The sequence below is a fragment of the Pseudomonas sp. NPDC089918 genome (assembly GCF_050280605.1).
Classification (GTDB): Bacteria; Pseudomonadota; Gammaproteobacteria; order Pseudomonadales; family Pseudomonadaceae; genus Aquipseudomonas.
On the sequence record NZ_JBNNVP010000012.1, the window covers coordinates 88,740 to 115,211 of the forward strand.

General features: G+C 60.5%; 23 protein-coding genes. 9 read left to right on the plus strand and 14 right to left on the minus strand.

Translation table 11 applies throughout. The features are described from left to right. Positions 1-23 precede the first annotated feature (23 nt). The 3 genes from ACQKPC_RS11380 to ACQKPC_RS11390 all read right to left on the minus strand — a co-directional run bounded on the left by ACQKPC_RS11380 (position 24) and on the right by ACQKPC_RS11390 (position 2,312). Complete coding sequence (locus ACQKPC_RS11380; RefSeq protein ID WP_008008584.1) at positions 24-734, minus strand: ABC transporter permease; 711 nt, start codon at positions 732-734, stop codon at positions 24-26. Then, positions 731-1,456 carry an ABC transporter permease gene (locus ACQKPC_RS11385; protein WP_008072415.1) on the minus strand — a complete coding sequence of 242 codons (726 nt, stop codon included), beginning with the start codon at positions 1,454-1,456 and terminating at the stop codon, positions 731-733. Before ACQKPC_RS11385 ends, ACQKPC_RS11380 begins: the two co-directional genes overlap by 4 nt. 76 nt (positions 1,457-1,532) lie before the next feature. After that, on the minus strand, positions 1,533-2,312 hold the full coding sequence (locus ACQKPC_RS11390; RefSeq protein WP_427624629.1) for a transporter substrate-binding domain-containing protein: 780 nt from the start codon (positions 2,310-2,312) through the stop codon (positions 1,533-1,535). Positions 2,313-2,887: 575 nt separating this feature from the next. Between ACQKPC_RS11390 and ACQKPC_RS11395 the strand changes: the two genes are divergently transcribed. Next, entirely contained in the window at positions 2,888-3,994 is a 1,107-nt protein-coding gene (locus ACQKPC_RS11395; RefSeq protein ID WP_427624630.1) for an enoyl-CoA hydratase/isomerase family protein, read from the plus strand. A 3-nt stretch (positions 3,995-3,997) separates the two neighbouring features. Beyond that, the gene (locus tag ACQKPC_RS11400) at positions 3,998-5,149 is read left to right on the plus strand and encodes an acyl-CoA dehydrogenase family protein (protein ID WP_427624631.1); all 1,152 of its coding nucleotides are present in this window, start codon (positions 3,998-4,000) and stop codon (positions 5,147-5,149) included. Between the two features lie 129 nt (positions 5,150-5,278). Here ACQKPC_RS11400 and ACQKPC_RS11405 read toward each other — a convergent pair whose 3' ends face one another. The 7 genes from ACQKPC_RS11405 to pssA form a co-directional block, all read right to left on the minus strand. Beyond that, positions 5,279-6,052 (minus strand): enoyl-CoA hydratase, encoded by a 774-nt coding sequence (locus ACQKPC_RS11405; protein ID WP_052966350.1) that lies wholly within the window; start codon positions 6,050-6,052, stop codon positions 5,279-5,281. A 14-nt stretch (positions 6,053-6,066) separates the two neighbouring features. Beyond that, positions 6,067-7,194, minus strand: coding sequence for an acyl-CoA dehydrogenase (locus tag ACQKPC_RS11410; protein WP_427624632.1), 1,128 nt, complete (start codon positions 7,192-7,194; stop codon positions 6,067-6,069). Positions 7,195-7,389: 195 nt separating this feature from the next. Then, positions 7,390-8,583, minus strand: coding sequence for an acetyl-CoA C-acyltransferase (locus tag ACQKPC_RS11415; RefSeq protein WP_427624633.1), 1,194 nt, complete (start codon positions 8,581-8,583; stop codon positions 7,390-7,392). Between the two features lie 12 nt (positions 8,584-8,595). Next, a complete protein-coding gene (locus ACQKPC_RS11420; protein ID WP_427624634.1) occupies positions 8,596-9,357 on the minus strand; it encodes an SDR family NAD(P)-dependent oxidoreductase in 762 nt (253 codons plus the stop codon). A gap of 16 nt (positions 9,358-9,373) precedes the next feature. Beyond that, complete coding sequence (locus tag ACQKPC_RS11425) at positions 9,374-11,038, minus strand: AMP-binding protein (protein WP_427624635.1); 1,665 nt, start codon at positions 11,036-11,038, stop codon at positions 9,374-9,376. A gap of 245 nt (positions 11,039-11,283) precedes the next feature. Beyond that, complete coding sequence (locus tag ACQKPC_RS11430; protein WP_427624636.1) at positions 11,284-12,300, minus strand: AraC family transcriptional regulator; 1,017 nt, start codon at positions 12,298-12,300, stop codon at positions 11,284-11,286. Positions 12,301-12,574: 274 nt separating this feature from the next. Continuing rightward, entirely contained in the window at positions 12,575-13,918 is a 1,344-nt protein-coding gene (pssA, locus tag ACQKPC_RS11435) for a CDP-diacylglycerol--serine O-phosphatidyltransferase (protein WP_427624638.1), read from the minus strand. A gap of 216 nt (positions 13,919-14,134) precedes the next feature. Between pssA and ACQKPC_RS11440 the strand changes: the two genes are divergently transcribed. The 3 genes from ACQKPC_RS11440 to ACQKPC_RS11450 all read left to right on the plus strand — a co-directional run bounded on the left by ACQKPC_RS11440 (position 14,135) and on the right by ACQKPC_RS11450 (position 16,288). Then, positions 14,135-14,698: a TetR/AcrR family transcriptional regulator gene (locus ACQKPC_RS11440; protein WP_427624682.1), complete on the plus strand. Its 564-nt coding sequence runs from the start codon at positions 14,135-14,137 to the stop codon at positions 14,696-14,698. A gap of 56 nt (positions 14,699-14,754) precedes the next feature. Further along, the gene (locus tag ACQKPC_RS11445; RefSeq protein ID WP_008012921.1) at positions 14,755-15,231 is read left to right on the plus strand and encodes a DUF1348 family protein; all 477 of its coding nucleotides are present in this window, start codon (positions 14,755-14,757) and stop codon (positions 15,229-15,231) included. Between the two features lie 277 nt (positions 15,232-15,508). Further along, positions 15,509-16,288, plus strand: coding sequence for a TSUP family transporter (locus ACQKPC_RS11450; RefSeq protein ID WP_427624640.1), 780 nt, complete (start codon positions 15,509-15,511; stop codon positions 16,286-16,288). On the opposite strand, the gene nudC is transcribed toward ACQKPC_RS11450, so the two are convergent. Together nudC and ACQKPC_RS11460 are read right to left on the minus strand one after the other, a co-directional pair. Next, positions 16,256-17,086 (minus strand): NAD(+) diphosphatase, encoded by an 831-nt coding sequence (gene nudC / locus ACQKPC_RS11455; RefSeq protein WP_427624641.1) that lies wholly within the window; start codon positions 17,084-17,086, stop codon positions 16,256-16,258. The two genes, ACQKPC_RS11450 and nudC, sit on opposite strands and share 33 nt — an antisense overlap. 6 nt (positions 17,087-17,092) lie before the next feature. Continuing rightward, on the minus strand, positions 17,093-17,905 hold the full coding sequence (locus tag ACQKPC_RS11460) for a crotonase/enoyl-CoA hydratase family protein (protein ID WP_427624643.1): 813 nt from the start codon (positions 17,903-17,905) through the stop codon (positions 17,093-17,095). A gap of 295 nt (positions 17,906-18,200) precedes the next feature. Between ACQKPC_RS11460 and pncA the strand changes: the two genes are divergently transcribed. Continuing rightward, complete coding sequence (gene pncA, locus ACQKPC_RS11465) at positions 18,201-18,830, plus strand: bifunctional nicotinamidase/pyrazinamidase (protein WP_427624644.1); 630 nt, start codon at positions 18,201-18,203, stop codon at positions 18,828-18,830. Positions 18,831-19,013: 183 nt separating this feature from the next. On the opposite strand, the gene ACQKPC_RS11470 is transcribed toward pncA, so the two are convergent. Beyond that, positions 19,014-20,315, minus strand: coding sequence for an ATP-binding protein (locus ACQKPC_RS11470; protein WP_427624645.1), 1,302 nt, complete (start codon positions 20,313-20,315; stop codon positions 19,014-19,016). A 4-nt stretch (positions 20,316-20,319) separates the two neighbouring features. Beyond that, positions 20,320-21,021, minus strand: a complete 702-nt coding sequence (locus ACQKPC_RS11475; protein WP_427624646.1) for a response regulator — start codon at positions 21,019-21,021, stop codon at positions 20,320-20,322. Positions 21,022-21,313: 292 nt separating this feature from the next. On the opposite strand from ACQKPC_RS11475, the gene ACQKPC_RS11480 reads away from it, so the two are divergent. From ACQKPC_RS11480 to ACQKPC_RS11490, 3 genes are all read left to right on the plus strand, one after another. Beyond that, complete coding sequence (locus ACQKPC_RS11480) at positions 21,314-22,471, plus strand: efflux RND transporter periplasmic adaptor subunit (RefSeq protein WP_032830177.1); 1,158 nt, start codon at positions 21,314-21,316, stop codon at positions 22,469-22,471. Positions 22,472-22,485: 14 nt separating this feature from the next. After that, entirely contained in the window at positions 22,486-25,584 is a 3,099-nt protein-coding gene (locus ACQKPC_RS11485) for a multidrug efflux RND transporter permease subunit (protein WP_427624647.1), read from the plus strand. Positions 25,585-25,776: 192 nt separating this feature from the next. After that, a complete protein-coding gene (locus ACQKPC_RS11490; RefSeq protein WP_427624648.1) occupies positions 25,777-26,418 on the plus strand; it encodes a DUF1345 domain-containing protein in 642 nt (213 codons plus the stop codon). The last annotated feature ends 54 nt before the right edge of the window (positions 26,419-26,472 follow it).

Genomic DNA, 26,472 nt, shown 5'->3' on the forward strand with positions numbered 1-26,472 from the left:
GCTGCTCTGGATGAAAAGAGGAATTAGTGCGCCGGCCCGAGGAAGCTCAACCAGCGCTTCTCCGCCAGACGAAACGCGCCGACCAAACCGAACGACAGCGCGAGGTACAGCAGGCCGGCAATGCCGAAGGCCTGAAAAGTCATGAAGGTCGCGGCATTGGCGTCCCGGGCGACTTTGAGAATGTCGGGAATGGTCGCGGTGAACGCCACCGACGTGGCGTGCAACATCAGGATCACTTCGTTGCTGTAATACGGCAGCGCCCGGCGCAATGCCGAAGGCAGGATCAGCCGCAGGTACAGGCGCCAGCCACTCAAGCCATAGGCATGAGCCGCCTCTATTTCACCGTAGGGAATGCTGCGAATCGCCCCGGCGAAGATTTCCACGGTGTAGGCGCAGGTGTTGAGCGTGAACGCAAGCAAGGTGCAGTTCATCGCATCGCGAAAGAACGCTTCGAGCAGCGGTTGCGAGCGGACCACGGCGATGCCGTAGATCCCGCTGTAGCAAATCAGCAACTGGATATACAGCGGCGTGCCGCGAAACACATAGGTAAACAGCTGAACCGGCCAACGCAGCAGACCCCAGCGCGAAGTGCGCATGATCGCCAATGGCAACGACAGGAAGAACCCCATCACAATGCTCGCCACCAACAACCACAGGGTCATGGCGAGCCCGGTCAGGCTGTAGCCGTCGCTGAACAGAAAGGGCTTCCAGTATTCGGCAATCAACTCGATCATCGCGCCATCCCCCGTACGCCCTGGTTATAACGCCGCTCGAGCACTCGCAACACATAGTTCGACGCGCTGGTGATCAGCAGGTACAGCGCCCCCGCCAGGAGCAGGAAGTCGAGCATGTTGAAAGTGCTTTTGCCGGCCTCCTGCGCCACCTTGACCAGGTCTGACAAGCCGATGATCGACACCAGCGCCGTGGCCTTGAGCAGCACCAGCCAGTTGTTGCCCAGGCTCGGCAAGGCGAACCGCATCATTTGCGGGAACACCACGAAACGAAAACGCTGCCAGCGGTTCAGACCGAAGCTGGCGGCGGCTTCCTGCTGGCCACGCGGCACGCTCAGGATCGCCCCGCGAAAGGTCTCGGTGAAGTACGCGCCGTAAATAAAACCGAGAGTGACGACGCCGGCCACAAAGGGGTCGATCTCCATGTAAGGCCAGTCCATGGCTTCGGTCAGGCTGCTCAGCCAGCCCTGCAGGCTGTAGAAAATCAGCAGCATCAGCACCAGGTCAGGCACACCGCGAATCAGCGTTGTGTAGAAGGTGGCGGGCAGGTTCAACAGTTTCAGCGGCGACAGCTTGGCCGCCGCGCCGAGCAACCCCAGCGCCATGCTTACCAGCAGCGACAGCGCCGACAATTTTAGGGTGACCCAGGTGCCATGCAGCAACAAAGGGCCATAGCCTTGCAGGGACGAAAGATCGACCCCGATCAGATTCAGGAAGGAATTCACGCCAGTCACCTGTCTTGAGGCACCCGCTTGCAAGCGCTGCGCCTGTTACCAGGACGCAGCGCTTTGGGCGCGAGGATCAGTTGTTGTAGAGGTCCAGATCGCCGAAGTGCTTCTGCTGGATCTGTGCGTAGATGCCCTTTTCATGCAGGGCCTTGATGGCGGTATTGAGCATGCCTTTGAGCTCTTCGTTGTCCTTGCGGATGCCGATGGCGATTTCCGATGGCACCAACGGGTCGCTGATGCCTTCGCTGTTCTGGAAGTCCGCCCCTTGGGGAGACGTCAGAAAGCTCATCTGCGCTTGCAGCTTGTCCTGAATCGACGCATCGAGACGCCCGAAAACCAGGTCGGCGTAAACCTGATCCTGGTTCTGGTAAGCGCGCAATTTCACCCCGCCCGGCCCCAGTTTGGCCTTGGCGTAGGTTTCCTGAATCGTGCCCTGCATGTAACCGATGGTTTTGCCTCGTAGCGATTCGGCGGTGGGCAACAGGCCGGAATCCTTGCGGGTGACGATGGCGGTCGGTCCGGCGTACAGGCGATCGGTAAAGTCGATCTGTTTTTTGCGCACGTCGGTGACCGTCATCGAGGATTCGATGGCGTCGAACTTGCCCGCCTTCAGGGCCGGAATCAGCCCGTCGAAGTCATTGCTGACCCACACGCACTTCAACTTCAGCTCGGCACAAATCGCATTGCCCAGGTCCACGCCAAACCCCTGCACACCGCCATCGGCGGTGGTGGATTCAAAAGGCGGGTAACTGGGGTTGACGCCGAATCGCAACTCTTTCCATTCCTTGGCGCTGGCTCCGGTGGAGCAGCACAGCAAAGCCAATGCCGGTAAGGTCAGCCATTTGATGTTCATCTTCTAGAGTCCCGGATTATTTGGATTTATCGCGGCTTGGCGCCTGCGCCGCACCACACTTTTTGACAGGGGCAGAGAGTCGATGCGGCATTCACCGCAGCCGTATTTGTTGTTGTTTTCGACTGGGTCTAATCAGTCGTCGGGGTCAGTCCGTTCCAGGCCCTTAATCGCAAGTGCTTGAAATGGATTGCCAGAATGCCAATTGCCCGGACGGCACGGGTGTCGTAAGTCCCTGTTCAGACAGCTCAAGTGCGCTGAACGAAGGCCTTTCACAGCCGATTCTGTCGTTGATTGCCGGATGGGAGTAAAGATCGGAGGAAAGATCAAAAGAAAGATCAAAAGATCGCAGCCTTCGGCAGCTCCTGCATTGACCGCGTCCACCGCGATTTTTCGGCATGAACACCGATTGCGTAGGAGCTGCCGCAGGCTGCGATCTTTTGATCTTGCTCTAAGGTAAAAATGCAGACGGGACCTGCACGTATCCCGGTTGTACATCACAAATTTGCACTGATACGATCCAGCATCGCTCGCGCGCGAGCTTCTCTAGAAAGAACAATAAAAGCAGGGAGTTAGTGATGACTGCTCAGGTTTCATCCCCGACAACACAGCCCATGGATGCCACGCAAAACGAAGTGTTGGCCGAGGTTCGCAATCACATCGGTCACCTGACCCTCAATCGCCCCGCCGGCCTCAACGCCATTACCCTGGACATGGTTCGCAGCCTGCAACAGCAGCTCGATGCCTGGGCACAGGATCCGCAGGTGCATGCGGTGGTGTTGCGCGGTGCTGGTGAGAAAGCGTTCTGTGCCGGCGGCGATATTCGCTCGCTGTACGACAGTTTCAAAAGCGGCGACACCCTGCACGAAGACTTCTTCGTCGAGGAATACGCCCTCGACCTCGCCATCCATCACTATCGCAAACCGGTCCTGGCCTTGATGGATGGCTTTGTGCTGGGCGGTGGCATGGGGCTGGTGCAAGGCGCCGATTTGCGGGTGGTCACCGAGCGCAGCCGTCTGGCGATGCCGGAAGTGGCCATCGGTTATTTCCCGGATGTCGGCGGCAGCCATTTTCTGCCGCGCGTTCCCGGTGAACTGGGTATTTACCTCGGTGTCAGCGGCGTGCAAATCCGCGCGGCCGATGCGCTCTATTGCGGCCTGGCCGACTGGTACCTGGAAAGCAACAAGCTGGGCACTCTGGACGAGCAACTCGATCAGCTCCAATGGCACGAAACTCCGTTGAAGGACCTTCAAGGTCTGCTGGCGAAACTCGCCGTGCAACAACTGCCGGTGGCACCATTAGCGGCATTGCGGCCGGCCATCGATCACTTCTTCGCCCTGCCCGATGTGCCGAGTATGGTGGAGCAACTGCGTGCAGTGACCGTCGCCGACAGTCATGAGTGGGCCACGGCCACCGCTGACCTGCTGGAAAGCCGTTCACCGCTGGCCATGGGCGTGACCCTGGAAATGCTGCGGCGCGGTCGGCACCTGAGCCTGGAACAGTGCTTCGCCCTCGAACTGCACCTGGATCGCCAGTGGTTCGAACGCGGCGACCTGATCGAAGGCGTGCGCGCCTTGCTGATCGACAAAGACAAGAACCCGCGCTGGAATCCGCCGACTCTGCAGGCGCTGGACGCCGGGCACGTGGCGAGTTTTTTCACCGGGTTCGACCAGAGCGGGAGCTGAGCCATGCACGATATCGAATTGAGCGAAGAGCAAGTGATGATCCGCGACATGGCCCGGGATTTTGCCCGCGGCGAAATCGCGCCCCACGCACAAGCCTGGGAAAAGGCCGGCTGGATCGATGACGGTCTGGTGGCGAAGATGGGTGAACTGGGTCTGCTGGGCATGGTGGTGCCCGAGGAATGGGGCGGCACTTATGTCGACTACGTGGCCTACGCCTTGGCGGTGGAAGAGATTTCCGCCGGTGACGGCGCCACCGGTGCGCTGATGAGCATCCACAATTCCGTGGGCTGCGGGCCGGTGCTCAACTACGGCACCGAAGAGCAGAAACAGCAATGGTTGCCGGACCTCGCCAGCGGCCAGGCCATCGGTTGCTTCTGCCTCACCGAACCCCAAGCCGGTTCCGAAGCGCATAACCTGCGCACCCGCGCCGAATTGCGCGGCGGCCAGTGGGTGATCAACGGCGCCAAGCAATTCGTCAGCAATGGCAAACGGGCGAAACTGGCGATTGTCTTCGCCGTGACCGATCCGGAGCTGGGCAAGCGCGGTATCTCGGCGTTCCTGGTGCCGACCGAAACCGCGGGTTTCATCGTCGACCGCAGTGAACACAAGATGGGCATCCGCGCTTCTGACACCTGCGCCGTGACCCTGAACAATTGCACCGTTCCCGAGGCCAATCTGCTGGGCGAGCGCGGCAAAGGTCTGGCCATTGCCCTCTCCAACCTCGAAGGCGGGCGCATCGGCATCGCCGCGCAAGCCTTGGGCATCGCCCGCGCAGCGTTCGAAGCGGCGCTGGCTTATGCGCGGGATAGGGTGCAGTTCGACAAGCCGATCATCGAACACCAGAGCATCGCCAATATGCTGGCCGACATGCACACCCGCTTGAATGCTGCACGTTTGCTTATCCTGCACGCCGCGCGGTTGCGCAGTGCCGGCAAGCCGTGTCTGTCGGAGGCTTCCCAGGCCAAGCTGTTTGCCTCGGAAATGGCCGAGAAGGTCTGCTCGTCGGCGATACAGATTCATGGCGGGTATGGGTATCTGGAAGATTACCCGGTGGAGCGCTACTACCGGGATGCGCGGATCACGCAGATTTATGAAGGGTCGAGCGAGATACAGCGGATGGTGATTGCCCGGGAGCTCAAGCACTACCTGGTCTAAGAAGATCGTTCCCACGCTCCGCGTGGGAATGCATTCTGTGACGCTCTGCGTCATGTTTGCGAAGGGACGCGGAGCGTCCCGGGCGGCATTCCCACGCAGAGCGTGGGAACGATCGGTGAGGACGCCGCATTACTTGCCGACGAACTCCGCCTCACGCTTGGCAATAAACGCCGCCATCCCTTCCTTCTGATCCTGCGTGGCAAACGCCGCATGGAACACCCGGCGTTCAAATCGCACGCCTTCCGACAGGCTGACTTCAAACGCGCGGTTGACGCTTTCCTTGATCATCATCGCAATCGGCAGTGACTTCTTGGCAATCAGCGCCGCGACTTTCAGCGCTTCTTCCAGTAACTCATCCGCCGGCACGATCCGCGCAACAATGCCGCAACGCTCCGCTTCCACCGCATCGATCAAACGCCCGCTCAAGCACATTTCCATAGCCTTGGCCTTGCCCACTGCGCGAGTCAGACGCTGAGTGCCGCCCATGCCCGGCAGCACACCGAGGTTGATTTCCGGCTGACCGAATTTGGCGTTGTCGCCCGCCAGAATGAAGTCGCACATCAACGCCAGTTCACAACCACCGCCCAAGGCGAAACCGTTGACCGCGGCGATGATCGGCTTGCGGCGGTTGGCCACGCGATCGCTGTCGCTGAACAAGTCGTCGAGGTAGATCTGTGGATACGTCAGCTCGGCCATTTCCTTGATGTCAGCACCGGCGGCGAAGGCTTTTTTCGAGCCGGTCAGCACGATGCAACCGATGTTCGAATCGGCTTCCAGGCCATCGAGGGCGTGGTTCAGTTCGCTGACAATTTGCGCATTCAACGCGTTCAAGGCTTGCGGACGGTTGAGGGTGATCAGGCCGACGCGGCCGTGGGTTTCCAGCAAAATCGTTTCGTAGTTCATAGGTGGATTCCTTCTCAAAGATTGCGCGAAATAACCATGCGCTGAATATCGCTGGTGCCTTCGTAGATCTGGCACACCCGCACGTCGCGGTAGATCCGCTCCAGCGGGAAGTCGTTCAGGTAACCGTAACCGCCAAGGGTTTGCAACGCCGAGGAGCAGACCTTCTCGGCCATTTCCGAAGCGAACAGCTTGGCCATGGACGCCTCGACCAGCGCCGGTTTGCCACTGTCGCGCAACGCCGCCGCGTAATGCACCATCTGCCGGGCGACGGCAATCTGGGTCGCCATGTCCGCCAGCCGGAAGGCCACCGCCTGGTGTTCGATGATCGGCTTGCCGAAGCTCTCGCGTTCACGAGCATAGTCGCGGGCCGCTTCGAACGCGGCGCGGGCCATGCCCACCGATTGCGAGGCGATGCCGACACGGCCGCCTTCGAGGTTGGCCAGGGCGATCTTGTAGCCTTCGCCCTCCTCGCCCAGTCGATTGGCCACCGGGACTTTCACATCCTCGAAGAGGATCTGGCAGGTATCGGAGGCGTGCTGGCCGAGCTTGTCTTCGACTCGCGCAACTTTATAGCCCGGTGAATCGGTGGGCACGATCAGCGCTGTGATCCCACGCTTGCCGGCACTCGGGTCAGTCACCGCAAACACAATCACCACCCCGGCGTTTTGCCCGGAGGTAATGAACTGCTTACAGCCGTTGAGCACGTAGTGATCGCCGTCGAGCCGGGCGCGGGTTTTCAGGCTGCTCGCATCGGAGCCCGCTTGCGGTTCGGTCAGGGCAAACGCACCGAGCATCGCGCCGCTAGCGAGAGGCTTGAGGAAGCGTTCTTTCTGATCGTCGTTGCCGAACTTGAGGATCGGCACGCAACCTACCGAGTTGTGCACGCTCATGATGGTCGAGCAGGCGCCATCGCCGGCAGCGATTTCTTCCAGGGCCATGGCGTAGGCCAGGTAACCGGTGTCACAACCGCCCCACTCTTCCGGCACCAGCATGCCGAAGAAGCCCAGGTCGGCCATCTCGCCGATGGCTTCCTTGGGGAAGCGATGTTCGCGGTCCCATTCGGCGGCGAACGGTTTCAGCCGTTCCTGGGCAAACTGCCGGGCCGCGTCGCTGATCTGAAGTTGTTCGTCATTGGGAATCATGCCAAGTCCTTAAAAATGAGCCTAACGCACAAAATGCCTGGTTGAAACGCTGAACCTGTGGGAGCGCCTTGTGGCGAGGGGGCTTGCCCCCGTTCGAGTGCGCAGCGCTCGCAGATTCTTGGGGCCGCTGCGCAGCCCAACGGGGGCAAGCCCCCTCGCCACAAGGCCCGCTCCCACAATGGGATAGCGTCAGTTTCAGTACAGGCATTCCACAGCCATGGCCGTGGCTTCGCCGCCGCCGATGCAGATCGCTGCAACGCCGCGCTTCAGTCCTTTCTGGCGCAAGGCCGAGAGCAAGGTCACGAGGATCCGCGCGCCGGACGCACCGATCGGGTGGCCCAGGGCGCAAGCACCGCCGTGGACGTTGATCTTCTCGTGGGGAATTTCCAGTTTGGTCATGGTCACCAGACTGACCACCGCGAACGCTTCGTTGACTTCGAACAACTCGACTTCGTCCAGCGACCAGCCGGTTTTCTTCATCAGCTTCTTGATCGCGCCCACCGGTGCCACCGGGAACAGCCCCGGCGTGTCGGCAAATGCAGCGTGACCATGAATCACCGCCAGCGGTTTCAGGCCTTGTTTCTCTGCTTCGGAACGGCGCATCAACACCAATGCCGCCGCGCCGTCGGAGATCGAGCTGGAGTTCGCCGCCGTCACGGTGCCACCGTCACGGAACGCCGGTTTCAGCGAGGCGATCTTGTCCAGTTTGGCTTTCGGCGGCTGTTCGTCGTGGCTGATCTGCACCTGCTCTTTGCCGACGGTCACGGTGAGCGGCACGATCTCGGCGTTGAAGCTGCCGTCCTTGATCGCCTGTTGGGCGCGAGTGGTCGAAGCGATGGCAAAGGCATCTTGCGCTTCGCGGGTAAAACCGTTGGTTTCGGCGCAATCCTCGGCGAAGGTGCCCATCAGGCGGCCCTTGTCGTAGGCATCTTCCAGACCATCGAGGAACATGTGATCGAGCACCCGACCGTGGCCCATGCGGTAACCGCTGCGGGCGCGGTCCAGCAGGTACGGCGCGTTGGACATGCTTTCCATGCCCCCGGCGACGACCACATCGGCACTGCCGGCGATCAGCATGTCGTGAGCCAGGATCGTGGCTTCCATGCCCGAACCGCACATCTTGTTCAGTGTCGTGCAACGGGTCGATTTATCCAGTCCGGCGCCCAGTGCCGCTTGCCGCGCCGGCGCCTGGCCGAGACCGGCGGAGAGCACGCAGCCGAACAGCACTTCTTCTACGGATTCAGGAGCAATACCGGCACGCTCAACGGCAGCACGAATCGCCGCGGCGCCCAGCTGCGGCGCGGTCAGGCTTTTCAGTTCGCCCTGGAAACCGCCCATCGGGGTGCGGACGGCGCTGACAATAACAATCGGATCGTTGGAAAGTGTCATGTCTAATCCTCCTTATTTGGCGGCCATGCGCAAGGCACCGTCGAGACGGATCACCTCGCCGTTGAGCATGCTGTTTTCTATGATATGCCTGACCAGCGCGGCGTACTCGCTCGCCTTGCCCAGACGCGGCGGGAATGGCACACCAGCGGCTAAGGACTCGCGCACTTCCGGGGTCATGCCGGCCATCATCGGCGTTTCGAAAATGCCCGGGGCGATGGTCATCACGCGGATGCCGAAGCGCGCCAGTTCACGGGCGGCGGGCAAGGTCAGGCTGACGATCGCGCCTTTCGACGCCGAATACGCGGCCTGACCGATCTGGCCGTCGAAGGCTGCGGCCGACGCGGTGTTGATGATCACGCCACGCTCACCGTCTTCGTCAGCTTCGGTTTCGGCAATCGCCGCCGCCGCCAGACGCAGCATGTTGAAGCTGCCGATCAGGTTGACGTTGATCACCTGGCTGAAACTGTCCAGTGCATGAGGGCCGTTCTTGCCGAGGATCTTCTCGCCACGGACGATGCCAGCGCAATTGACCAGACCATTGAGGCCGCCAAACGCTTTGACCGTCGCCTGGACCGCCGCTTCTGCGGCAGTTTCATTGCTGATATCCGCCACCACGCTTTGCGCGCCAAGACGTGCAGCCTGGGCCGCGACGGCTTCGGCGTTCATGTCCACCAGCATCACCTTGGCGCCGGCAGCCACCAACATTTCAGCGGTGGCGGCACCGAGGCCGGACGCACCGCCGGTGACGAGAAAAACCTTGTTTTCGATCTGCATCATTGTTTCCTTGGATTCAAGCTGAAACGTTCTTCGCGGCAGCCTCTTGAGCCTTGGCGATTTCCTGGTTGCGCAAGATAAAGCGCTGCAGTTTGCCGCTTGGGGTTTTCGGCAATTCGCTGACAAATTCGATTTCACGGGGGTACGCGTGCGCCGCCAGACGCTTGCGCACGTGTTGGCGCAACTCTTCGGCGAGTGCAGGTTCGGCACGGTATTGCGGGCTGAGCACGACGAAGGCTTTCACCAGCTCAGTGCGCTCCGGATCGGGCTTGCCGATCACCGCCGCTTCGACCACTGCCGGGTGTTCGACCAACGCGCTTTCGACGTCGAACGGGCCAACGCGGTAGCCGGAGGTGGTGATCACATCGTCGCTGCGGCCGACGAAGCTGATGCTGCCGTCCGGGTTCCACTCGACGGTGTCGCCGCTCAGGTAATAGTTGCCGACGAAGGCCTTGGTCGGTGCGCCTTCGTAACCGCCGAACCAGCACATCGGCGACTGGGTACGGTCGATGGCCAGGATGCCTGGCTGGCCGACGCCCAGTTCTTTGTATTCGTCGTCGAGCACCACGATGCGGTGGCCCGGCGAGGCAAAACCGGCAGCGCCGACGTGCACCGGATGATCGAGGCCGTGGTGATTGCACAACACCATGCCCAGTTCGGTCTGGCCGTAATGGTCATGAATCACCACGCCGAGGTTATCGGCGAACCAGCGGATCACTTCCGGGTTCAGCGGCTCGCCGGCGCTGCTGACGATGCGCAGCTTGCCCTTGATCGAACGGGCGAACTCATCGCCACCGGCAATCAGCAAGCGATACGCGGTGGGTGAACCGGTGAGGTTGGTGATCCCGTATTTGTTGATCACCCGGCAGGTGCTTTCGAGGGTGAACGGGCCATCGTAAAAGGTGATCGGATGCCCCATCGCCATCGGCCCGGTGACGCCGAAATAGATGCCGTAGGCCCAACCCGGATCGGCGACGTTCCAGAACGCGTCTTCGGGGCGCAAATCTACTGCGTCACGGGTGTAACTCTGGAACGCGACGATGGCTTTCAGCGGCACCGACAGCGCTTTCGACGGGCCCGTGGTGCCCGAGGTGAACATCAACAGGAACGGGTCTTCGCCGGTCAGCAATACCGGTTCGCAGACGCTGGAGTAGTTGGCCAGTTCGGCCCAGAAACTGAAGTCGCCACGTACGATGCCCTGGCCCTTGGCGCCGCCAACGGTAACGATGGTCGGGCAGTCGGCCACTTCAGCCAGTTTCGGGCGATTGACTGCGTCGGTCACCACTACTTTGGCGCCGGAACTGCTCAGACGGTGTTCGATGGCTTTCGGGCCGAAGGCGGTAAACAGCGGCTGATAGACCGCGCCGATGCGCCAGGTGGCGAACACGGTGATCAGTAATTCGATGTTGCGTGGCAGGAGGCCGGCGACTTTATCGCCCTTCTTCACGCCCTGGGTCAGCAGGAAATTGGCGAAGCGCGCGGCTTTGTCCTGCAAGTCGCTGAAGGTGTAGGTCGCGCTGGCGCCGTCGCGGCCTTCCCAGAACAGCGCAATGCGCCCCGGCAAGGCATGCCGGTCGCAACACTCGACGCAGGCGTTGAGCGCGCTCAACGACCCTGTGAGCGCGGCATCGACGGTGTGCTGATAATTGAACTGTGACGTGGCAGACAAGTAATCGCGCATTGCCAGAATCCCTGTGTATTTTTATTAGGTTGGGGGGGAACCGTAACTAACAGGGAAATACTCGCTCTGCGCGGGGAGCGGGACAATGGTCAAAGCTATCAAGTTGTGTGACTGGTTTGGCCAAGGTCACTACCTACCTCGTTCCCACGCGCAGCAAAGGAATGCAGCCCGGGACGCTCCGCGTCCCAGAAGCGGACGCAGAGCGTCCATTGAGGCATTCCCACGCAGAGCGTGGGAACGATCGATCAGTCAGCCTCGTTAAGAATCAAACTCCGATAATGCCCCGGATTAGACCCCGACCACTTGCGAAACGCCTTGTAGAACGAGCTGGTATCGGCAAACCCCAAACGGGTAGCGATTTCGGCGAAGCTGATGGCAGGCTCCGCCAGCCAGACGATCGCCAGTTCCTTGCGCACGCTGTCTTTGAGCCCCTGATAGGTCTGGCCCTCTTCAGCCAGGCGCCTACGCAGGGTCGAGGCCGACATGCACAGTTGCTGCGCCAGCGCCTCGGTTTCCGGCCAGTGTTCGGCGGGCAGTTGCCGTAAGTCGTGCTTGATCCGACTGGCCAGGCTCTCGGGATCGCGGTACTTGACCAGAATGTTCGCCGGCGCATGGGCGAGGAATCGCTTCAGTTCTTCAGGGCTGCGCTTGATCGGCAAATCCAGGCAGTCAGCGGAGAAAATCATCCGCGTGCGCGGCCGGTCGAACCGCAGGTTCTCGGAGAACATCACCCGATAGTCATCGCAAAAATCCGGCGCCGGGCAACGCAACTCGATGGCCAGGATCGGAATCCGCCGCCCTGCCAGCCAGCAGGCAACGCCGTGCACGATCATCCAGTAAGTGAAATAGGTGAAGGCGCGGCGCGGGTCTTCGTCGTCCTCCAGCAGGACGATTTCCGCCAGGCTTTGCTGGCGAACCAATTGCGCGGGCATGCGCTCAAGCATCAAAGACAGAAAGCTCAGCCCCGAGGTCAGCCCGGCGGCCAGGCTCGGCTGAACCATGGAACAGCGACACAGAAACTCCAGGCTGCCGGACTTGAGTTTGCGCGGGTCCATGCCAAAAAACTCATCGTCCCCCCGCCGGGCCAACAAGCGCCACAGCCTTGCATAAGCAGTGGCCGGAACGCGGGCGTCGGTGGTTTCCAGCAGCGCCGGATCGATGCCGACCTTGTTCAACACCTCTTCGGTGGCCGCGCCCGGGGCGCAACTTTGCAACAGCGCTTCACGCACCAGTTGAATGGAGATGGTGTCTTTTTCCGACATTGACCGAGGCGAGCCTTGTTCTTGTTTGAGTGGTGAGCATATTAGCGCAGCCACCCGCCCGGCGCAGATCCCTGTGGGCAGCCTAGATCCCTGTGGGAGCGGGCTTGCTCGCGAAGGGGCCATAACAGTCAATATTGATGTCGCCTGACACACCGCTTTCGCGAGCAAGCCCGCTCCCACAGTGGATTTGAGTCGATCACAATTCCAATGTGGGAGCGAGCCTGCTCGCGATGGCATTTGGGCAGGCACCACACCTGCCCCGCCGTGCTAATCCCTACAAAATCCGATACAACAACCGCTCGATCCGCACCCGACTCACTCGCTTGAGAAACTTGGCCACTCCCGCCGGATAATCCGGCAGCGTTTCCAGATCCTGATACCGCCCGATGCGGCTGGTGTGCTGGAAAATCTCCGCCAACTCATTGCCACGCGGCTCCAGCAATTCACCTTTCGGATCATCGATCAGCAACGCGTTTTCCAGGTCGAGACGGAATGCACGCGGGTTGAGGTTGTTGCCGGTCAGCAAGGTATAGCGCTGATCGATCCACATGCCCTTCAGGTGATAGGTATTGTCGCCATCCTTCCACAAATGCAGGTTCAGCTTGCCACTGTCGATGCTGCGCTGATGGCGCTTGGCGAAGCGTCGCAGGCTGATTTCGTAAAGGTATGGCAGCGCCGCGATCACCTTGAACGGTTCGCTGGGCGGGATGTAGAAATCGTTGGCGGTTTTGTCGCCGACGATGATGTCGATCTTCACCCCCCGCGCCAGCGCCCGATTGATTTCCCGGGTCACCGCCAGCGGCAGGTTGAAGTACGGCGTGCAGATGGTCAGCTGATGTTGCGCACTGGCGATCAGCTCGCAAATCACCCGACTCAACGGGTTGTTCTTGCCCACACCGAGCAAGGGGCTGACGGATAAACCGCCCTTCGCCGTGCTGCCCGCCGTGGTGTCGTACGCCGCGTGCTTGAGACGGCTGCGCAAGTCACCGATGTCGTTACGCAGGCTGCGGGTGGTCGGCAGGTTCGGCAGGTCGAGGCGATGCACCGCTTTGGAGGCGATCAGACCGTGCTGAATCAGGTGCTGCATCGAATCGGCCAGCGCGTGATTCTGCAGCAGGTGATAACGGTCGAAGCGGTACTTGTCGAATTTATGCAGGTAAACGTTGTTCAGGCTCGCGCCGCTGTAGAGCACGCAATCGTCGATCACGAAGCCCTTCAGATGCAGTACGCCGAACAGCTCGCGGGTCTGCACCGGCACGCCGTACACCGGCACCACGCTTTCGTGGGTGCGGGTCGTTTCCTGATACCAGGCCGAGTTGCCCGGCTGCTTGCCGGCACCGATCAAACCGCGCTGGGCGCGCAACCAGTCCACGACCACCACCACGTCCAGTTCCGGGCGCGCCAGTTTGGCGGCGTGCAGGGCATCGAGGATTTCCTGCCCGGCCTCATCCTGTTGCAGGTACAGTGCGACGATATAGATGCGCCGGGTTGCCTGAGCGATTTGTTCCAGCAGGCAACGACGGAACTCGGCGGCGCCAGAGAGGATGGTGACGGCATCGGCGGTCAGCGGAAAACTGCGCAGTTTAGGCAGCAGAGAGCGTTTGAAAAGCGACGGCATAGGGCTCGCAAAGGGTCGAATCCGAAGAACCCGAGAGCTTACACCATGGATCGGTTTGGGTCTTGTTACTGTCTGTAATGGCCTCTTCGAGAGCAAGCCCGCCCCCCCATTTGAAATGCATTCCCCTGTGGGAGCGGGCTTGCTCGCGAAGGAAATTTTATGGGTGCCAAAAATAACCGCTTGACCATGGAGAACGATCATTCTACTGTTAGCCACATGAACGAAATCACTAGTAATGACACACGCGACATCATTCTGGATGTCACCGAAAAGTTGATCTACAAAAGTGGCATCGCTGCCACCGGCATGGATCTTCTGGTGAAAACCGCCGGCGTTTCCAGAAAAAGTATTTACCGCTACTTCGCCAACAAGGAGGAGCTTACCGTCGCGGCCCTGCAACGCCGCGATGTGCGCTGGATGCATTGGTACCGAACGGAAGTCGGCAAGGCACAAACCCCGGCCGAGCGGCTGCTCAACCTGTTTACCGTGCTCAAGACCTGGTTCGCCTCCGAAGGCTTTCGCGGGTGCGCATTCATTAACACCAGCGGCGAAACCGGTGATGCGCAAGACCCGGTTCGCCTGGTCGCCAAAGACCACAAACAGAAACTGCTCGACTATGTGTGCGAGCTCTGTACCGAACATGGCGCAACAGACCCGGAGACGCTGGCCAAACAGCTGCTGATCCTGATCGACGGTGCCATTACCGTAGCGCTTGTGATGGGTGATCACAGTGCCGCCGATAATGCGCAATGCATGGCGCGAAAGTTATTGGACCTGTAACACTTTTAATAAGCCCGACAACTTGCTTGAACGCTAATTTGATAGGGAGACTTAATATGTCTACTGCCGAAGTTCGTCCGCCATTGCCGCCGTTTACCCGTGAATCGGCCATCGAAAAAGTTCGCCTGGCCGAAGATGGCTGGAACTCCCGCGACCCGGAACGGGTGTCTCTTGCCTACACCCTGGACACCCAGTGGCGTAACCGCGCCGAGTTCGCTCACAACCGCGAAGAAGCCAAAGGTTTTCTGACCCGTAAATGGGCCAAGGAACTGGACTATCGGCTGATCAAGGAACTCTGGGCCCATGGCGACAACCGTATCGCCGTGCGTTATGCCTACGAATGGCATGACGACTCGGGTAACTGGTTCCGCTCCTACGGCAACGAGAACTGGGAGTTCGACGAGAACGGCTTGATGTTCAACCGTTACGCCTGCATCAACGACATGCCGATCAAGGAAAGCGACCGCAAGTTCCACTGGCCGCTGGGCCGTCGGCCGGATGATCACCCGGGCCTGTCTGATCTGGGTCTATAACTTCACCGAGTTCCCATGTGGGAGCGGGCTTGCCCGCGATGGCGATGTCACAGACAACATTTTTGTTGAATGTGAAACCGTCATCGCGGGCAAGCCCGGCCCCCACAGGTTTTTTGGTGTTCACCAAGGATTCGGCGTACCAGAGGCAATTGGCTGATGTGTCGCCTGGGCTGACGTCTTCGCGGGCCAGACAGGTCGCCGCAGAAGTTGGATATGGGTAAGATAGCGGCCCTTCCCCGCAGCTCTTTTCTGCGACCCTGCCGAATAAGCCCATTCCATGCCTTTCGAACTCAGCGTTGACCTCACTACCCTGGCCGTTCTGGCTCTCGTCGCTTTCATTGCCGGTTTCATCGACGCCATCGCCGGCGGTGGCGGTCTGTTGACCACCCCGGCGCTGCTGACCGCCGGCCTGCCGCCGCACTTGGTGCTGGGCACCAACAAGCTCAGTTCGACCTTCGGCTCGGCCACCGCCAGTTTCACTTTCTACCGGCGCAAACTGTTTCATCCACGGCAATGGATGCACGCCATTGTCGGCACGTTGGTGGGTGCGCTCACCGGCGCCGTGGTCGCGCATTACTTGCCGGCGGAATGGCTGAACAAGATGCTACCGGTGATCGTTTTCGCTTGTGGCCTGTACCTGTTGTTCGGCGGCACACCGAAGGCGCCGCTGGACAGCGACGCACCGATCAGGAAGAAGTGGCAATCGACTCAAGGCTTCAGCCTCGGCTTCTACGACGGCGTGGCCGGTCCGGGAACGGGAGCGTTCTGGACCGTCAGCAGCCTGCTGCTCTACCCCATCGACCTGGTCAAGGCCAGCGGCGTGGCGCGCAGCATGAACTTCGTCAGCAACATCGCGGCGCTGTCGGTGTTCATCTTTTCCGGGCAGGTGGACTGGATCATCGGCCTGAGCATGGGCCTGTCGGTGATGGTCGGCGCCTTCTTCGGCGCGCGCACCGCCATCAGCGGCGGCGCGAAATTCATTCGCCCGGTGTTCATCACCGTGGTGCTCGGCTTGACCGTCCGGTTAGCCTGGCAGCACTGGTTCAGCGTGGCCTAAGCGCCGCGCCACATAGACATCGATGAGGTAACGGGCAATCGAGCGTGACGCCGGCAACGGCGGCAGCTCGTGCACGTTGAACCACTGGGCGTCTTCGATCTCATCTTCCTGACAGACAATCTCGCCGCCGGCGTATTCGGCGTGAAAACCGAGCATCATCGAATGCGGGAACGGCCAGCACTGACTGCCCATGTACTGGATGTTCTTGACCTCGATCTGCACCTCTTCGCGGACCTCGCGAATCAGGCAATCCTCGGCCGACTCACCCGGCTCGGCAAACCCCGCCAACGTACTGTAGACCCCGGCGACAAAACGCGGCGAACGAGCCAGCAGAACCTCGTCGCCACGGGTCACCAGCACGATCATGCTCGGTGAAATGCGCGGATAGTGGCGTATATCACACGGCTCACAGTACATCGCCCGCTCACGCGGCACCTGGCTCATCACCTGTCCGCAATTGCCGCAAAAACGGTGTTCACGGGCCCAGGTACCGATTTGCGCGGCGTAGCCGAGCACCTTGTAGACAGTGTGATCACCCTCAAGCATGAACGCTCGCAGGCCTTTCCAGTTGCAGCCCGGTACTTCGCTGTGACTGCGCAACTCCAGCAGGTAGACCGGTTCGCCATCCAGGTGACCGATGCCATGCTCGGCGAGAATCGACAGATCCTGACGCTTGAGCCATTCGCGTGGAAACAGCGCGCCATTGTCATCGTACAAAAAGCCTTCAGGGCTGCGCGCCACGGCCCAACCGCCGGGTTGATCGGTGTCCAGTACTGCGGTGGTCCAGCGTGAAATCATGGTTAATCAATCCAGAAATTCGGGTTTCTGTTTGCTCATATGGGCGGCCATGGCCACGCGCAGATCGGTGGATTGCAGCATGGCGGCGTTCCAGGTGGCGACGTATTCGAGGCCGTCGTCGATGCGATGGTCACGCATGTAGCTGATCATTTCTTTGGTGCCGGTGACGGCAATCGGCGACTTGCCGGCAATCTCGCGGGCAATGCCCATCACGCCTTCAAGCAAGCTGGCGGCATCGCTGTAGACGCGATTGACCAGGCCAATGTTGCGCGCTTCGTCGGCGCCAAAGGTGCGACCAGTGTAAGCCAGTTCACGCAGCATGCCGTCACCGATTATCCGTGGCAAGCGTTGCAAAGTGCCAACATCGGCTGCCATGCCGATGTCGATTTCCTTGATGGAAAATTGCGCGTCCTCGGCGGCGTAACGCATGTCACAGGCTGAAATCAGGTCGATGGCGCCGCCCAGGCAATAACCCTGAATCGCCGCCAGCACCGGTTTGCGGCAATTGTCGACGGCATTGAAGGACGCTTGCAGCGTGAGGATCGTTCGTCGTAGCAGCCGTGCATTGCGGCTGACGTCCTTGCCCAACTCATTGAGCATACCGGCCATCATCATCAGGTCGATGCCCGACGAAAAATGCTTGCCGGCACCACTGAGCACCACCACACGGACTTCATCGGTATCGTCGATCCACTGGAAAATCTCGATGATCTCGCTCCAGAACGCGGCGTTCATCGAATTGATCTTTTCCGGGCGATTGATCTGCACATGGGCGATGTTATCGGCCAGTTCGACGCTGAAGGCGGTGTATTGAGACATGGCAGTGATCCTTTACCGGGGCGGAAAATGAGGCCCGAACTATAACAAGGCATTAGTGCCGACAGTAAGGCAGTGGTTCGGCCAAATGCGGGACTGGTTTCAGGTTCTTTAGCGTCTGGACTGACCTCATCGCGAGCAGGCTCGCTCCCACATTGGATCCTGGGCGTTCACAAATCCCCTGTGGGGGCGAGCCTGCTCGCGATTGGCCGCACCACCGAAATTATTGAGAAACCGACTTAGCACACGAGCAAACTTGTCACTATGCTTGCACCGGACTTTCCAAGGAGGAACCCCCATGCCAATCTCTTCACGAGCAGCCCTGCTGGTTATCGACGTACAGAACGACTTCATCCCCGGCGGTCAACTGCCGGTGCCGGAGGGCGACCTGATCGTGCCCTTGATTAACCGACTCGGGCGCCAGTTCAAGCAGGTCATCATTGCCCAGGACTGGCACCCGCCCGGCCATGCCTCATTCGCCTCCAGCCACCCGGGGCGCAAACCTTACGACGTGATTCAGTTGCCTTACGGTGAACAAACGCTTTGGCCTGAGCATTGCGTACGGGCCACACCCGGCGCCGAGTTCCACGCGAAACTGGACCTGCCCCACGCCCAACTGATCATCCGCAAGGGCTGCAATCCGGACATCGACAGCTATTCGGCGTTTCTGGAGGCGGATCGAACCACCACCACAGGCTTGGCCGGGTATCTTAAAGAACGTGGCATCGACACGGTTTACATGGTCGGGCTGGCACTGGATTTCTGCGTGATGTTTTCTGCGCTGGACGCGCGGGCGGCGGGGTTCAATGCGTTTGTGGTGATGGATGCATGTCGGGCGATTGATCTGGATGGATCGCTGGCGGCAGCGATTGATCGGATGCAAGTGGCTGGGGTCGGGTTGATTCCGTCAACCGAAATACTCGGCTGAACGATCATGCACAACCCCCATGGCAAATGACTCCTTGTGGCGAGGGAGCTTGCTCCCGCTCGGCTGCGAAGCAGTCGCAAAATCTTCGAATGAAGTCTCTCTGGAGAAATGTATTTGTAGGTATTGGGGGCGCTTCGCGCCCCAGCGGGAGCAAGCTCCCTCGCCACAGGTACGGTGAAAGATTCAAGTAGGTGTCGGCAACCAGAGTCGAAACCGCGCGCCCCCCAGCGGCGAAGCTTGCGCGGTGAGTGTGCCGCTCTGTGCTTCCAGTGCCCGGCGGCTGATCGCCAAGCCCAGCCCAAACCCACCCGTTGCGCGATCCCGACTACGATCCAGCCGATAAAACGGCTCGAAAATCCGCTCCCGCTCTTCTTCCGGAATGCCGATGCCATCGTCATCCACCCAGATCTCACAGCCTTTGGGGCACACCTGCACACCGATCTGAATCCGTTTTTCGCAATAGCGCATCGCATTGCGCAGCAGGTTCTGGATCGCCCGGGCGGTCAGTCGCGGGTCCAGAGAGAAGCGTTCGAGCTGGCCGTTAAGCAGCACATCGATCACGATCTCCGGTGACTCAAGTTCTTCATCGACGCTGCCCAAAATGCTGTCGATGAACTCATCCAGCGACACGTCGACCTGTTCCGGCAGCCGCCCCGGGTTTTGCAAGCGGCTGTAAGACAGTAACTCCAGCACCAGTTCATCCAGTTCGCGAATGTGCGCGACCAAGCCTTGCAGACGTTCGCGGCTGGTGGCCGGCAAGTCATCGGACAGTGCCAGGGCCAGGCCGAAATCCAGCCGCGTCAGTGGCGTGCGCAACTCATGGGACACGGCGTTGAGCAGATCGCGCTGTTGGTTGAGCAAGTTTTCGATGTCGCCGGCCATGGTGTCGAAAACATTGGCCAGGCTGCCGATGTTGGAGCTGGGGGAAATCTGCGTGCGCTCGCTCAAGTGGCCCTTGCCGAAGCGTTCGGCGGTGCCTTTGAGGCGTTCCAGGTCGCGCCAGTGCGGGCGCAACCACAGCAACAGACAGGCGAGCATGGTCGCGCCGATCAGCACGTTGATGCTCCAGTACAACCAACTGACGTCCGTCGGGTCCGGCGGCACGACCATCTTCACGACCAGTTGCTCGCTCAACGGCGCCACGGCCAAGGTGCGCCAGCCCCAATCGCCGATGCGCACGACGTTTTCCCCGCGCTGCAAGCGCGCACGTTCATCCAGAGTAAATTCGGCGTCATCGTTACGGGCCAGCACAATGTCCAGCGGCTGGAATTCCTTGTCCATTTCGTCTGCCAGCGCCGGCCACTGCTCAATAGGCACCGCGCGAAACTGCTTGACGATCAGCGTTTGCAAACCTCGGGAGTAGTCAAGGTTGTAGGTGACAAAACGCTCATGGAAAACCTGGATTACCAGATCCGGCACCAGGTAGATCGCCGCGCTGAACGAGACGATAGTCACCAGATAGAGGCGAAACAGGATTCTGAACATCGACTCAGCATTCCCACTCGGAGCGGCTGAACAGGTAGCCCTTGCCCCACACGGTCTTGATCTTGCGCGCCTCGCCAGCATGGTCGTCGAACTTGCGCCGCAGCTTGGAGATGGCCACGTCCACCGAGCGGTCGGTGCCGTTGAATTCGATACCGCGCAAGCGTTGCAGAATCTGATCGCGGCTCAGTACTTCGCCGGCATGCCGGGCCAGCACCACCAGCAAGTTGTATTCACCGCTGGACAGCTCGACCAGTTGCTCGCGCCAGGTCACGGTGCGCTCGGACAGGTCGATGCACAGGTTGCCCATGAGAATGCGATCGTTGGCGGTCATCGGTTCGCTGAGGCTGCTGCGGCGCAACAAGGTGCGCACCCGGGCCAGCAACACCCGTGGTTCGCAAGGTTTGGTGACGTAGTCGTCGGCGCCCATTTCCAGGCCCAGCACTTGATCGTGGCTGTCATCGCGGGCGGTGAGCATCAGGATCGGCAAAGTCGCCGAATCGGCTCGCAGCAAGCGGCAGACCTGCAAACCGTCGAGCCCCGGCAGCATCAGATCGAGAATCACCAGGTCCGGAGGATTGAGCCGCGCCCGTTCGCGCACAAGATCGCCACGGCTGATCACACTGACGCAATAGCCGTTGCGTTCCAGGTAGCTGGCAATCAGTTCGGAGAGCGCGGAGTCGTCTTCGACCAGGAGGATGTTGGGCATGGTGTTTCCAGAAAGTGCAGTGGCGCCGGATAAATCGTCATCGCGAGCAGGCTCGCTCCCACAAGGAATTTCATGTGGACACAAATTCTGTGAACACTACCGGACCACTGTGGGAGCGAGCCTGCTCGCGATAGCGATTTACCAGGCGCAAAGGAATCAAGCCGGCAAGGATATACGCCCTCACGCCCGCGCGAGCAAAACCCTTACACAATTTCACACAGCGCCTACAAAGCTTCACCGCTACCCTCGTCGGCCCCCCGTAGGATACGGGGGTCAATATTGGGGTACCTACATGTCAAAGAATCTGCTTGCCCGGCTCAGCCTGATTGCACTGGCATTGACGCTGAGCGCTTGTGATCAGTCCTCGACCGCCGAAGAACAGGCGCCGCTGGCCACCGTGCGGGTTGAAACCGTCGAAGCCCGGCCGCTGTCGATCAGCAGCGAGCTGAGCGGGCGGATTGTCGCGCCACGCATCGCCGAAGTGCGCGCCCGAGTCGCCGGCGTGGTGTTGCAGCAGGCCTTCCGTGAAGGCAGCGACGTAAAAAAAGGCGACGTTCTCTTCCGTATCGACCCGGCGCCGTTCAAGGCCGACCTGGACAGCGCAGAAGCCGCATTGCGCAAGGCCGAGGCCAATGCATTCCAGGCCAGATTGCAAGAACAGCGCTACGCCCAGTTGATCGAAGGCAACGCCATCAGCGGTCAGGATTATGACAACGCCCGGGCCAATGCCCGGCAGACCGCCGCCGATGTCGCCGCCAACAAAGCCGCCGTGGAGCGGGCGAAACTGAACCTGGGTTACGCCACCGTCACCGCGCCGATTTCCGGGCGCATCGGCCGAGCGCTGGTGACCGAAGGCGCGCTGGTCGGGCAGAACGAAACCACGCCGCTGGCACTGATTCAGCAGTTGAACCCGATCCACGCTGACCTGACGCAATCGACCCGTGAACTCAACGACCTGCGCCGCGCGTTCCGTTCCGGCCAGTTAAAGGAAGTGGGCCAGGGCCAGGCCAAAGCCACATTGATTCAGGACGACGGCAGCCTCTACCCGCTGCCGGGCAAGTTGCTGTTCACCGACATCACCGTCGACCCGGGCACCGGCCAGATCATCCTGCGCAGCGAGTTCCCCAACCCGGACCTCGACTTGTTGCCGGGCAGCTTCGTTCGCGTGCGCCTGGAGCAAGCGTTCAATCAGCAAGGCATCAGCGTGCCGCAACGGGCCATCCAGCGTGACAGTGCCGGCATCGCCCAAGTGCTGGTGCTCGACGCCGAACAGCGGGTCGGCCAGCAACCGGTCGAACTGGGCGCAGTGCAGAACGATCGCTGGATCGTCACCAACGGTCTCAAGCCCGGTGACCGCATCGTCACTGAAGGCCTGCAACACGCGCGCCCCGGTGAAAAAGTCCAGATAGATGACACCCCTCTTCCCCTTGCCCAGGTTTCTGGTCAGTAAGCAGGACGCTTTTTATGCCGCAGTTCTTTATCGACCGCCCGGTGTTCGCCTGGGTGATCGCCTTGTTCATCCTGCTGGCCGGTGCGCTGGCCATTGTGCAGTTGCCGGTGGCGCAGTACCCGAACGTTGCGCCGCCGAAAGTCGAAATCTATGCCACCTACCCCGGCGCATCGGCGCAGACCGTAGACGAAAGCGTGGTCAGCCTGATCGAGGAAGAGCTCAACGGCGCTGATCATCTGCTGTATTTCGAATCCCAGAGCAGCCTCGGCAGCGCCACCATCACCGCGACTTTCCAACCAGGCACTGACCCGGAAATGGCGCAGGTCGACGTGCAAAACCGCCTCAAAGTGGTCGAGTCGCGCTTGCCGCAAGCGGTGACTCAGCAAGGTTTGCAGGTTGAGAAAGTCTCCGCCGGTTTCCTGCTGCTGATCACCCTCACCTCCAGCGATGGCAAGCTCGACGACGTGGCGCTCAGCGACTACCTGGCGCGCAACGTGATGAACGAGATCAAGCGTCTGGACGGCGTCGGCAAGGCCCAGTTGTACGGTGCCGAACGGGCGATGCGGATCTGGATCGACCCGCGCAAGTTGATCGGATTCAACCTGACCCCGGCCGATGTCAACGCCGCCATCGTTGCGCAAAATGCTCAGGTTTCCGCGGGCAGCATCGGCGACTTGCCGACCCGCACCACCCAGGAAATCACTGCGACTATTCTGGTCAAAGGCCAGCTGTCGACACCTGAAGAATTCGCCGACATTGTCCTGAAGGCCAATCCTGACGGCTCCACGGTGCGCATCGGCGATGTGGCGCGGGTCGAGATCGGCAGCCAGGAATATCAATTCTCCACGCGCCTGAACGGCAAACCGTCGACCGCCGTCAGCGTGCAACTGTCGCCAGGCGCCAATGCCCTGAGCACCGCGACGCTGGTGCGGGCGAAGATGGATGAACTGGCGCGTTACTTCCCGGCCGGCGTGGAATACAAGATTCCGTACGACACTTCGCCCTTCGTCAAAGTCTCGATTACCAAGGTGGTCTACACCCTCATCGAGGCGATGGTGCTGGTGTTTGCGGTGATGTTCCTGTTCCTGCAAAACATCCGCTACACGCTGATCCCGACCCTGGTGGTGCCGGTGGCGCTGATGGGCACTTTCGCGACCATGCTCGCACTGGGCTTCTCGATCAACGTGCTGACCATGTTCGGCATGGTGCTGGCCATCGGCATTCTGGTGGACGACGCGATTGTGGTGGTGGAAAACGTCGAGCGGATCATGGCCACCGAAGGGCTGTCGCCCAAGGAAGCGACGCGCAAGGCGATGAAGCAGATCACCGGGGCGATCATCGGCATTACCCTGGTGCTGGTGGCGGTGTTCATTCCGATGGCGTTCATGCAGGGTTCGGTCGGGGTGATTTACCAGCAGTTCTCGCTCTCCATGGCCACGTCGATCCTGTTCTCGGCATTCCTCGCCCTGACCTTGACCCCGGCCCTGTGCGCGACGCTGCTCAAGCCAATTGCTCAGGGTGAACATCACGCCAAGGGCGGCTTCTTCGGCTGGTTCAACCGGCGCTTCGAACAACTGACCGAGCGTTATCAGGGCTGGGTCGCCTATGCACTGAAACGCACCGGGCGTTACCTGTTGATCTACGGCGTGCTGCTGATCGGTCTGGGGCTGTGCTTCAGTCGTCTGCCCTCCTCGTTCCTGCCGGTGGAAGACCAGGGTTACACCATCACCGACATTCAACTTCCACCGGGCGCGAGCAAGAATCGCACGGTGCAGGTGGTCGAGCAGATCGAAGCGCACAACGCCACCGAACCGGGCGTCGGCGACAGCACGGTGATTCTCGGTTTCAGCTTTTCCGGCAGCGGGCAGAACGCCGCACTGGCGTTTACCACGCTCAAGGATTGGTCGGATCGGGGCAGCGACGACTCGGCGAGTTCGATTGCCGACCGCGCCAACATCGCGCTCAGTCAGATCAAGGATGCCATGGCCTTCGCGGTCCTGCCGCCGCCGGTCGATGGCCTCGGCACTTCCAGTGGGTTCGAGTTCCGCCTGCAAGACCGTGGCGGCCTTGGCCATGCCACGCTGATGCAGGCGCGCAGCCAATTGCTGGCCGCCGCCGAGAAGAGCCCGGTCTTGATGAACGTGCGCGAAAGCGCCCTGGCCGAAGCGCCGCAGGTGCAACTGGAAGTCGACCGCAAGCAAGCCAACGCCTTGGGCATTTCGTTTGCCGACATCGGCAACGTGCTGTCCACCGCCGTCGGATCGGCCTACATCAACGACTTTCCCAATCAGGGACGGATGCAGCGAGTGGTGGTCCAGGCTGAAGGCGATCAGCGCAGTCAGGTCGACGACCTGCTGAAGATTCACGTGCGTAACAACGGCGAGAACATGGTGCCGTTGTCGGCTTTCGTTCGGGCCAACTGGACCCAGGGCCCGGCGCAATTAACCCGTTACAACGGCTACCCGGCCATCAGCATTTCCGGCGAACCGGCGCCCGGCTACAGCACTGGCGAAGCCATGGCGGAAATCGAACGGCTGGTGGCGCAAGGGCCGGCGGGATTAGGGCAAGAATGGACCGGGCTGTCGTTGCAGGAACGTTTGTCCGGCAGTCAGGCACCGATTCTGCTTGGGTTGTCGCTGCTGATCGTGTTCCTGTGCCTGGCGGCGCTGTATGAGAGTTGGTCGATTCCAACCTCGGTGTTGCTGGTGGTGCCGCTGGGTGTGCTCGGCGCGGTGCTGGCCGTGACCCTGCGCGGGATGCCCAACGATGTGTTCTTCAAGGTCGGGCTGATCACCATCATTGGCCTGTCGGCGAAGAATGCGATCCTGATCATCGAATTCGCCAAGCGCCTGTACGACGAAGGCCACGACCTGATCGACGCCACCCTGCAAGCCGCGCGTCTGCGGTTGCGGCCGATTGTCATGACGTCACTGGCATTCATCCTTGGCGTGGTGCCATTGGCGATTGCCACCGGGGCCAGCTCGGCGAGCCAGCAAGCCATCGGCACCGGCGTGATCGGCGGGATGATCACCGCGACCCTGGCAGTGGTGTTTGTTCCGGTGTTTTTTGTGGTGGTGATGAAACTGGTGCGCAAGCGCCATAAAGACATCTAACCAACAACACCAATCAACTGTGGGAGCGGGCTTGCTCGCGAAAGGGCCGTCACATTCAACATTGATGTTGGATGACACGCCGCCTTCGCGAGCAAGCCCGCTCCCACATTCGACCCCATTGGATTCAGTTTTGTGGTCACAACGGATTGCGCTGGGCTAAGGTGTTTAGACACCCAGGCCCATCGAGTTCCCATGCCCCTACTCGCCCGCACCCACCCTCGCCTGTCCGCCGCGGCCACACTCGGCGTCGCGGTGGGCATTCTGGCCCCTGCCGACTCGATCATCAGCAAAATCCTCATCGGCTGGAACACCGGGGTCTGGACCTATCTGGTGCTGATGCTCTGGCTCACCATGCGAGCCAAGGCCCCGGACGTCAAACGCATTGCCGAGGTAGAAGATGAAAATGCCGGTCTGGTGTTGCTGCTGGTGAGCATCGCGGCGCTGGCCAGCCTCGCCACCATCACCTTCGAACTCGCCGGCAGCCGGGATCTGGAAACCACCCGCAAATTGCTGCGCTACGGCGTCACGGCGTTGACGGTGATCGGCTCATGGCTGCTGATCGGGGTGATCTTCAGCGTGCACTATGCCCGGCTGTATTACACCTGGAACGGCAAAGAACCGGCACTGCGTTTTGCCGAAGATTTGAGAACCCCCGATTATTGGGACTTTCTGTATTTCTCATTCACCATCGGTGTGGCGGTGCAGACAGCGGATGTCGGCGTGGCCACGCGGGAGTTGCGCAAGATCGTGTTGGCGCAATCGTTGATCGGGTTTGTGTTCAATACAGCGATTTTGGGGTTCTCGATCAACATTGCTGCGGGACTGTTTGGCTGACCTCTGTGTGCAGACTGTTGTGTTCGGCGTGGCAGCCACTGCTGGTCTGAAGAC

Coding starts and splice junctions, on each gene's coding strand:
- ACQKPC_RS11380 (WP_008008584.1), bottom strand. CDS start 734: ATGATCGAGTTGATTGCCGAATACTGGAAGCCCTTTCTGTTCAGCGAC.
- ACQKPC_RS11390 (WP_427624629.1), bottom strand. CDS start 2,312: ATGAACATCAAATGGCTGACCTTACCGGCATTGGCTTTGCTGTGCTGC.
- ACQKPC_RS11395 (WP_427624630.1), top strand. CDS start 2,888: ATGACTGCTCAGGTTTCATCCCCGACAACACAGCCCATGGATGCCACG.
- ACQKPC_RS11400 (WP_427624631.1), top strand. CDS start 3,998: ATGCACGATATCGAATTGAGCGAAGAGCAAGTGATGATCCGCGACATG.
- ACQKPC_RS11405 (WP_052966350.1), bottom strand. CDS start 6,052: ATGAACTACGAAACGATTTTGCTGGAAACCCACGGCCGCGTCGGCCTG.
- ACQKPC_RS11410 (WP_427624632.1), bottom strand. CDS start 7,194: ATGATTCCCAATGACGAACAACTTCAGATCAGCGACGCGGCCCGGCAG.
- ACQKPC_RS11415 (WP_427624633.1), bottom strand. CDS start 8,583: ATGACACTTTCCAACGATCCGATTGTTATTGTCAGCGCCGTCCGCACC.
- ACQKPC_RS11420 (WP_427624634.1), bottom strand. CDS start 9,357: ATGCAGATCGAAAACAAGGTTTTTCTCGTCACCGGCGGTGCGTCCGGC.
- ACQKPC_RS11425 (WP_427624635.1), bottom strand. CDS start 11,038: ATGCGCGATTACTTGTCTGCCACGTCACAGTTCAATTATCAGCACACC.
- ACQKPC_RS11430 (WP_427624636.1), bottom strand. CDS start 12,300: ATGTCGGAAAAAGACACCATCTCCATTCAACTGGTGCGTGAAGCGCTG.
- pssA (WP_427624638.1), bottom strand. CDS start 13,918: ATGCCGTCGCTTTTCAAACGCTCTCTGCTGCCTAAACTGCGCAGTTTT.
- ACQKPC_RS11440 (WP_427624682.1), top strand. CDS start 14,135: ATGAACGAAATCACTAGTAATGACACACGCGACATCATTCTGGATGTC.
- ACQKPC_RS11445 (WP_008012921.1), top strand. CDS start 14,755: ATGTCTACTGCCGAAGTTCGTCCGCCATTGCCGCCGTTTACCCGTGAA.
- ACQKPC_RS11450 (WP_427624640.1), top strand. CDS start 15,509: ATGCCTTTCGAACTCAGCGTTGACCTCACTACCCTGGCCGTTCTGGCT.
- nudC (WP_427624641.1), bottom strand. CDS start 17,086: ATGATTTCACGCTGGACCACCGCAGTACTGGACACCGATCAACCCGGC.
- ACQKPC_RS11460 (WP_427624643.1), bottom strand. CDS start 17,905: ATGTCTCAATACACCGCCTTCAGCGTCGAACTGGCCGATAACATCGCC.
- pncA (WP_427624644.1), top strand. CDS start 18,201: ATGCCAATCTCTTCACGAGCAGCCCTGCTGGTTATCGACGTACAGAAC.
- ACQKPC_RS11470 (WP_427624645.1), bottom strand. CDS start 20,315: ATGTTCAGAATCCTGTTTCGCCTCTATCTGGTGACTATCGTCTCGTTC.
- ACQKPC_RS11475 (WP_427624646.1), bottom strand. CDS start 21,021: ATGCCCAACATCCTCCTGGTCGAAGACGACTCCGCGCTCTCCGAACTG.
- ACQKPC_RS11480 (WP_032830177.1), top strand. CDS start 21,314: ATGTCAAAGAATCTGCTTGCCCGGCTCAGCCTGATTGCACTGGCATTG.
- ACQKPC_RS11485 (WP_427624647.1), top strand. CDS start 22,486: ATGCCGCAGTTCTTTATCGACCGCCCGGTGTTCGCCTGGGTGATCGCC.
- ACQKPC_RS11490 (WP_427624648.1), top strand. CDS start 25,777: ATGCCCCTACTCGCCCGCACCCACCCTCGCCTGTCCGCCGCGGCCACA.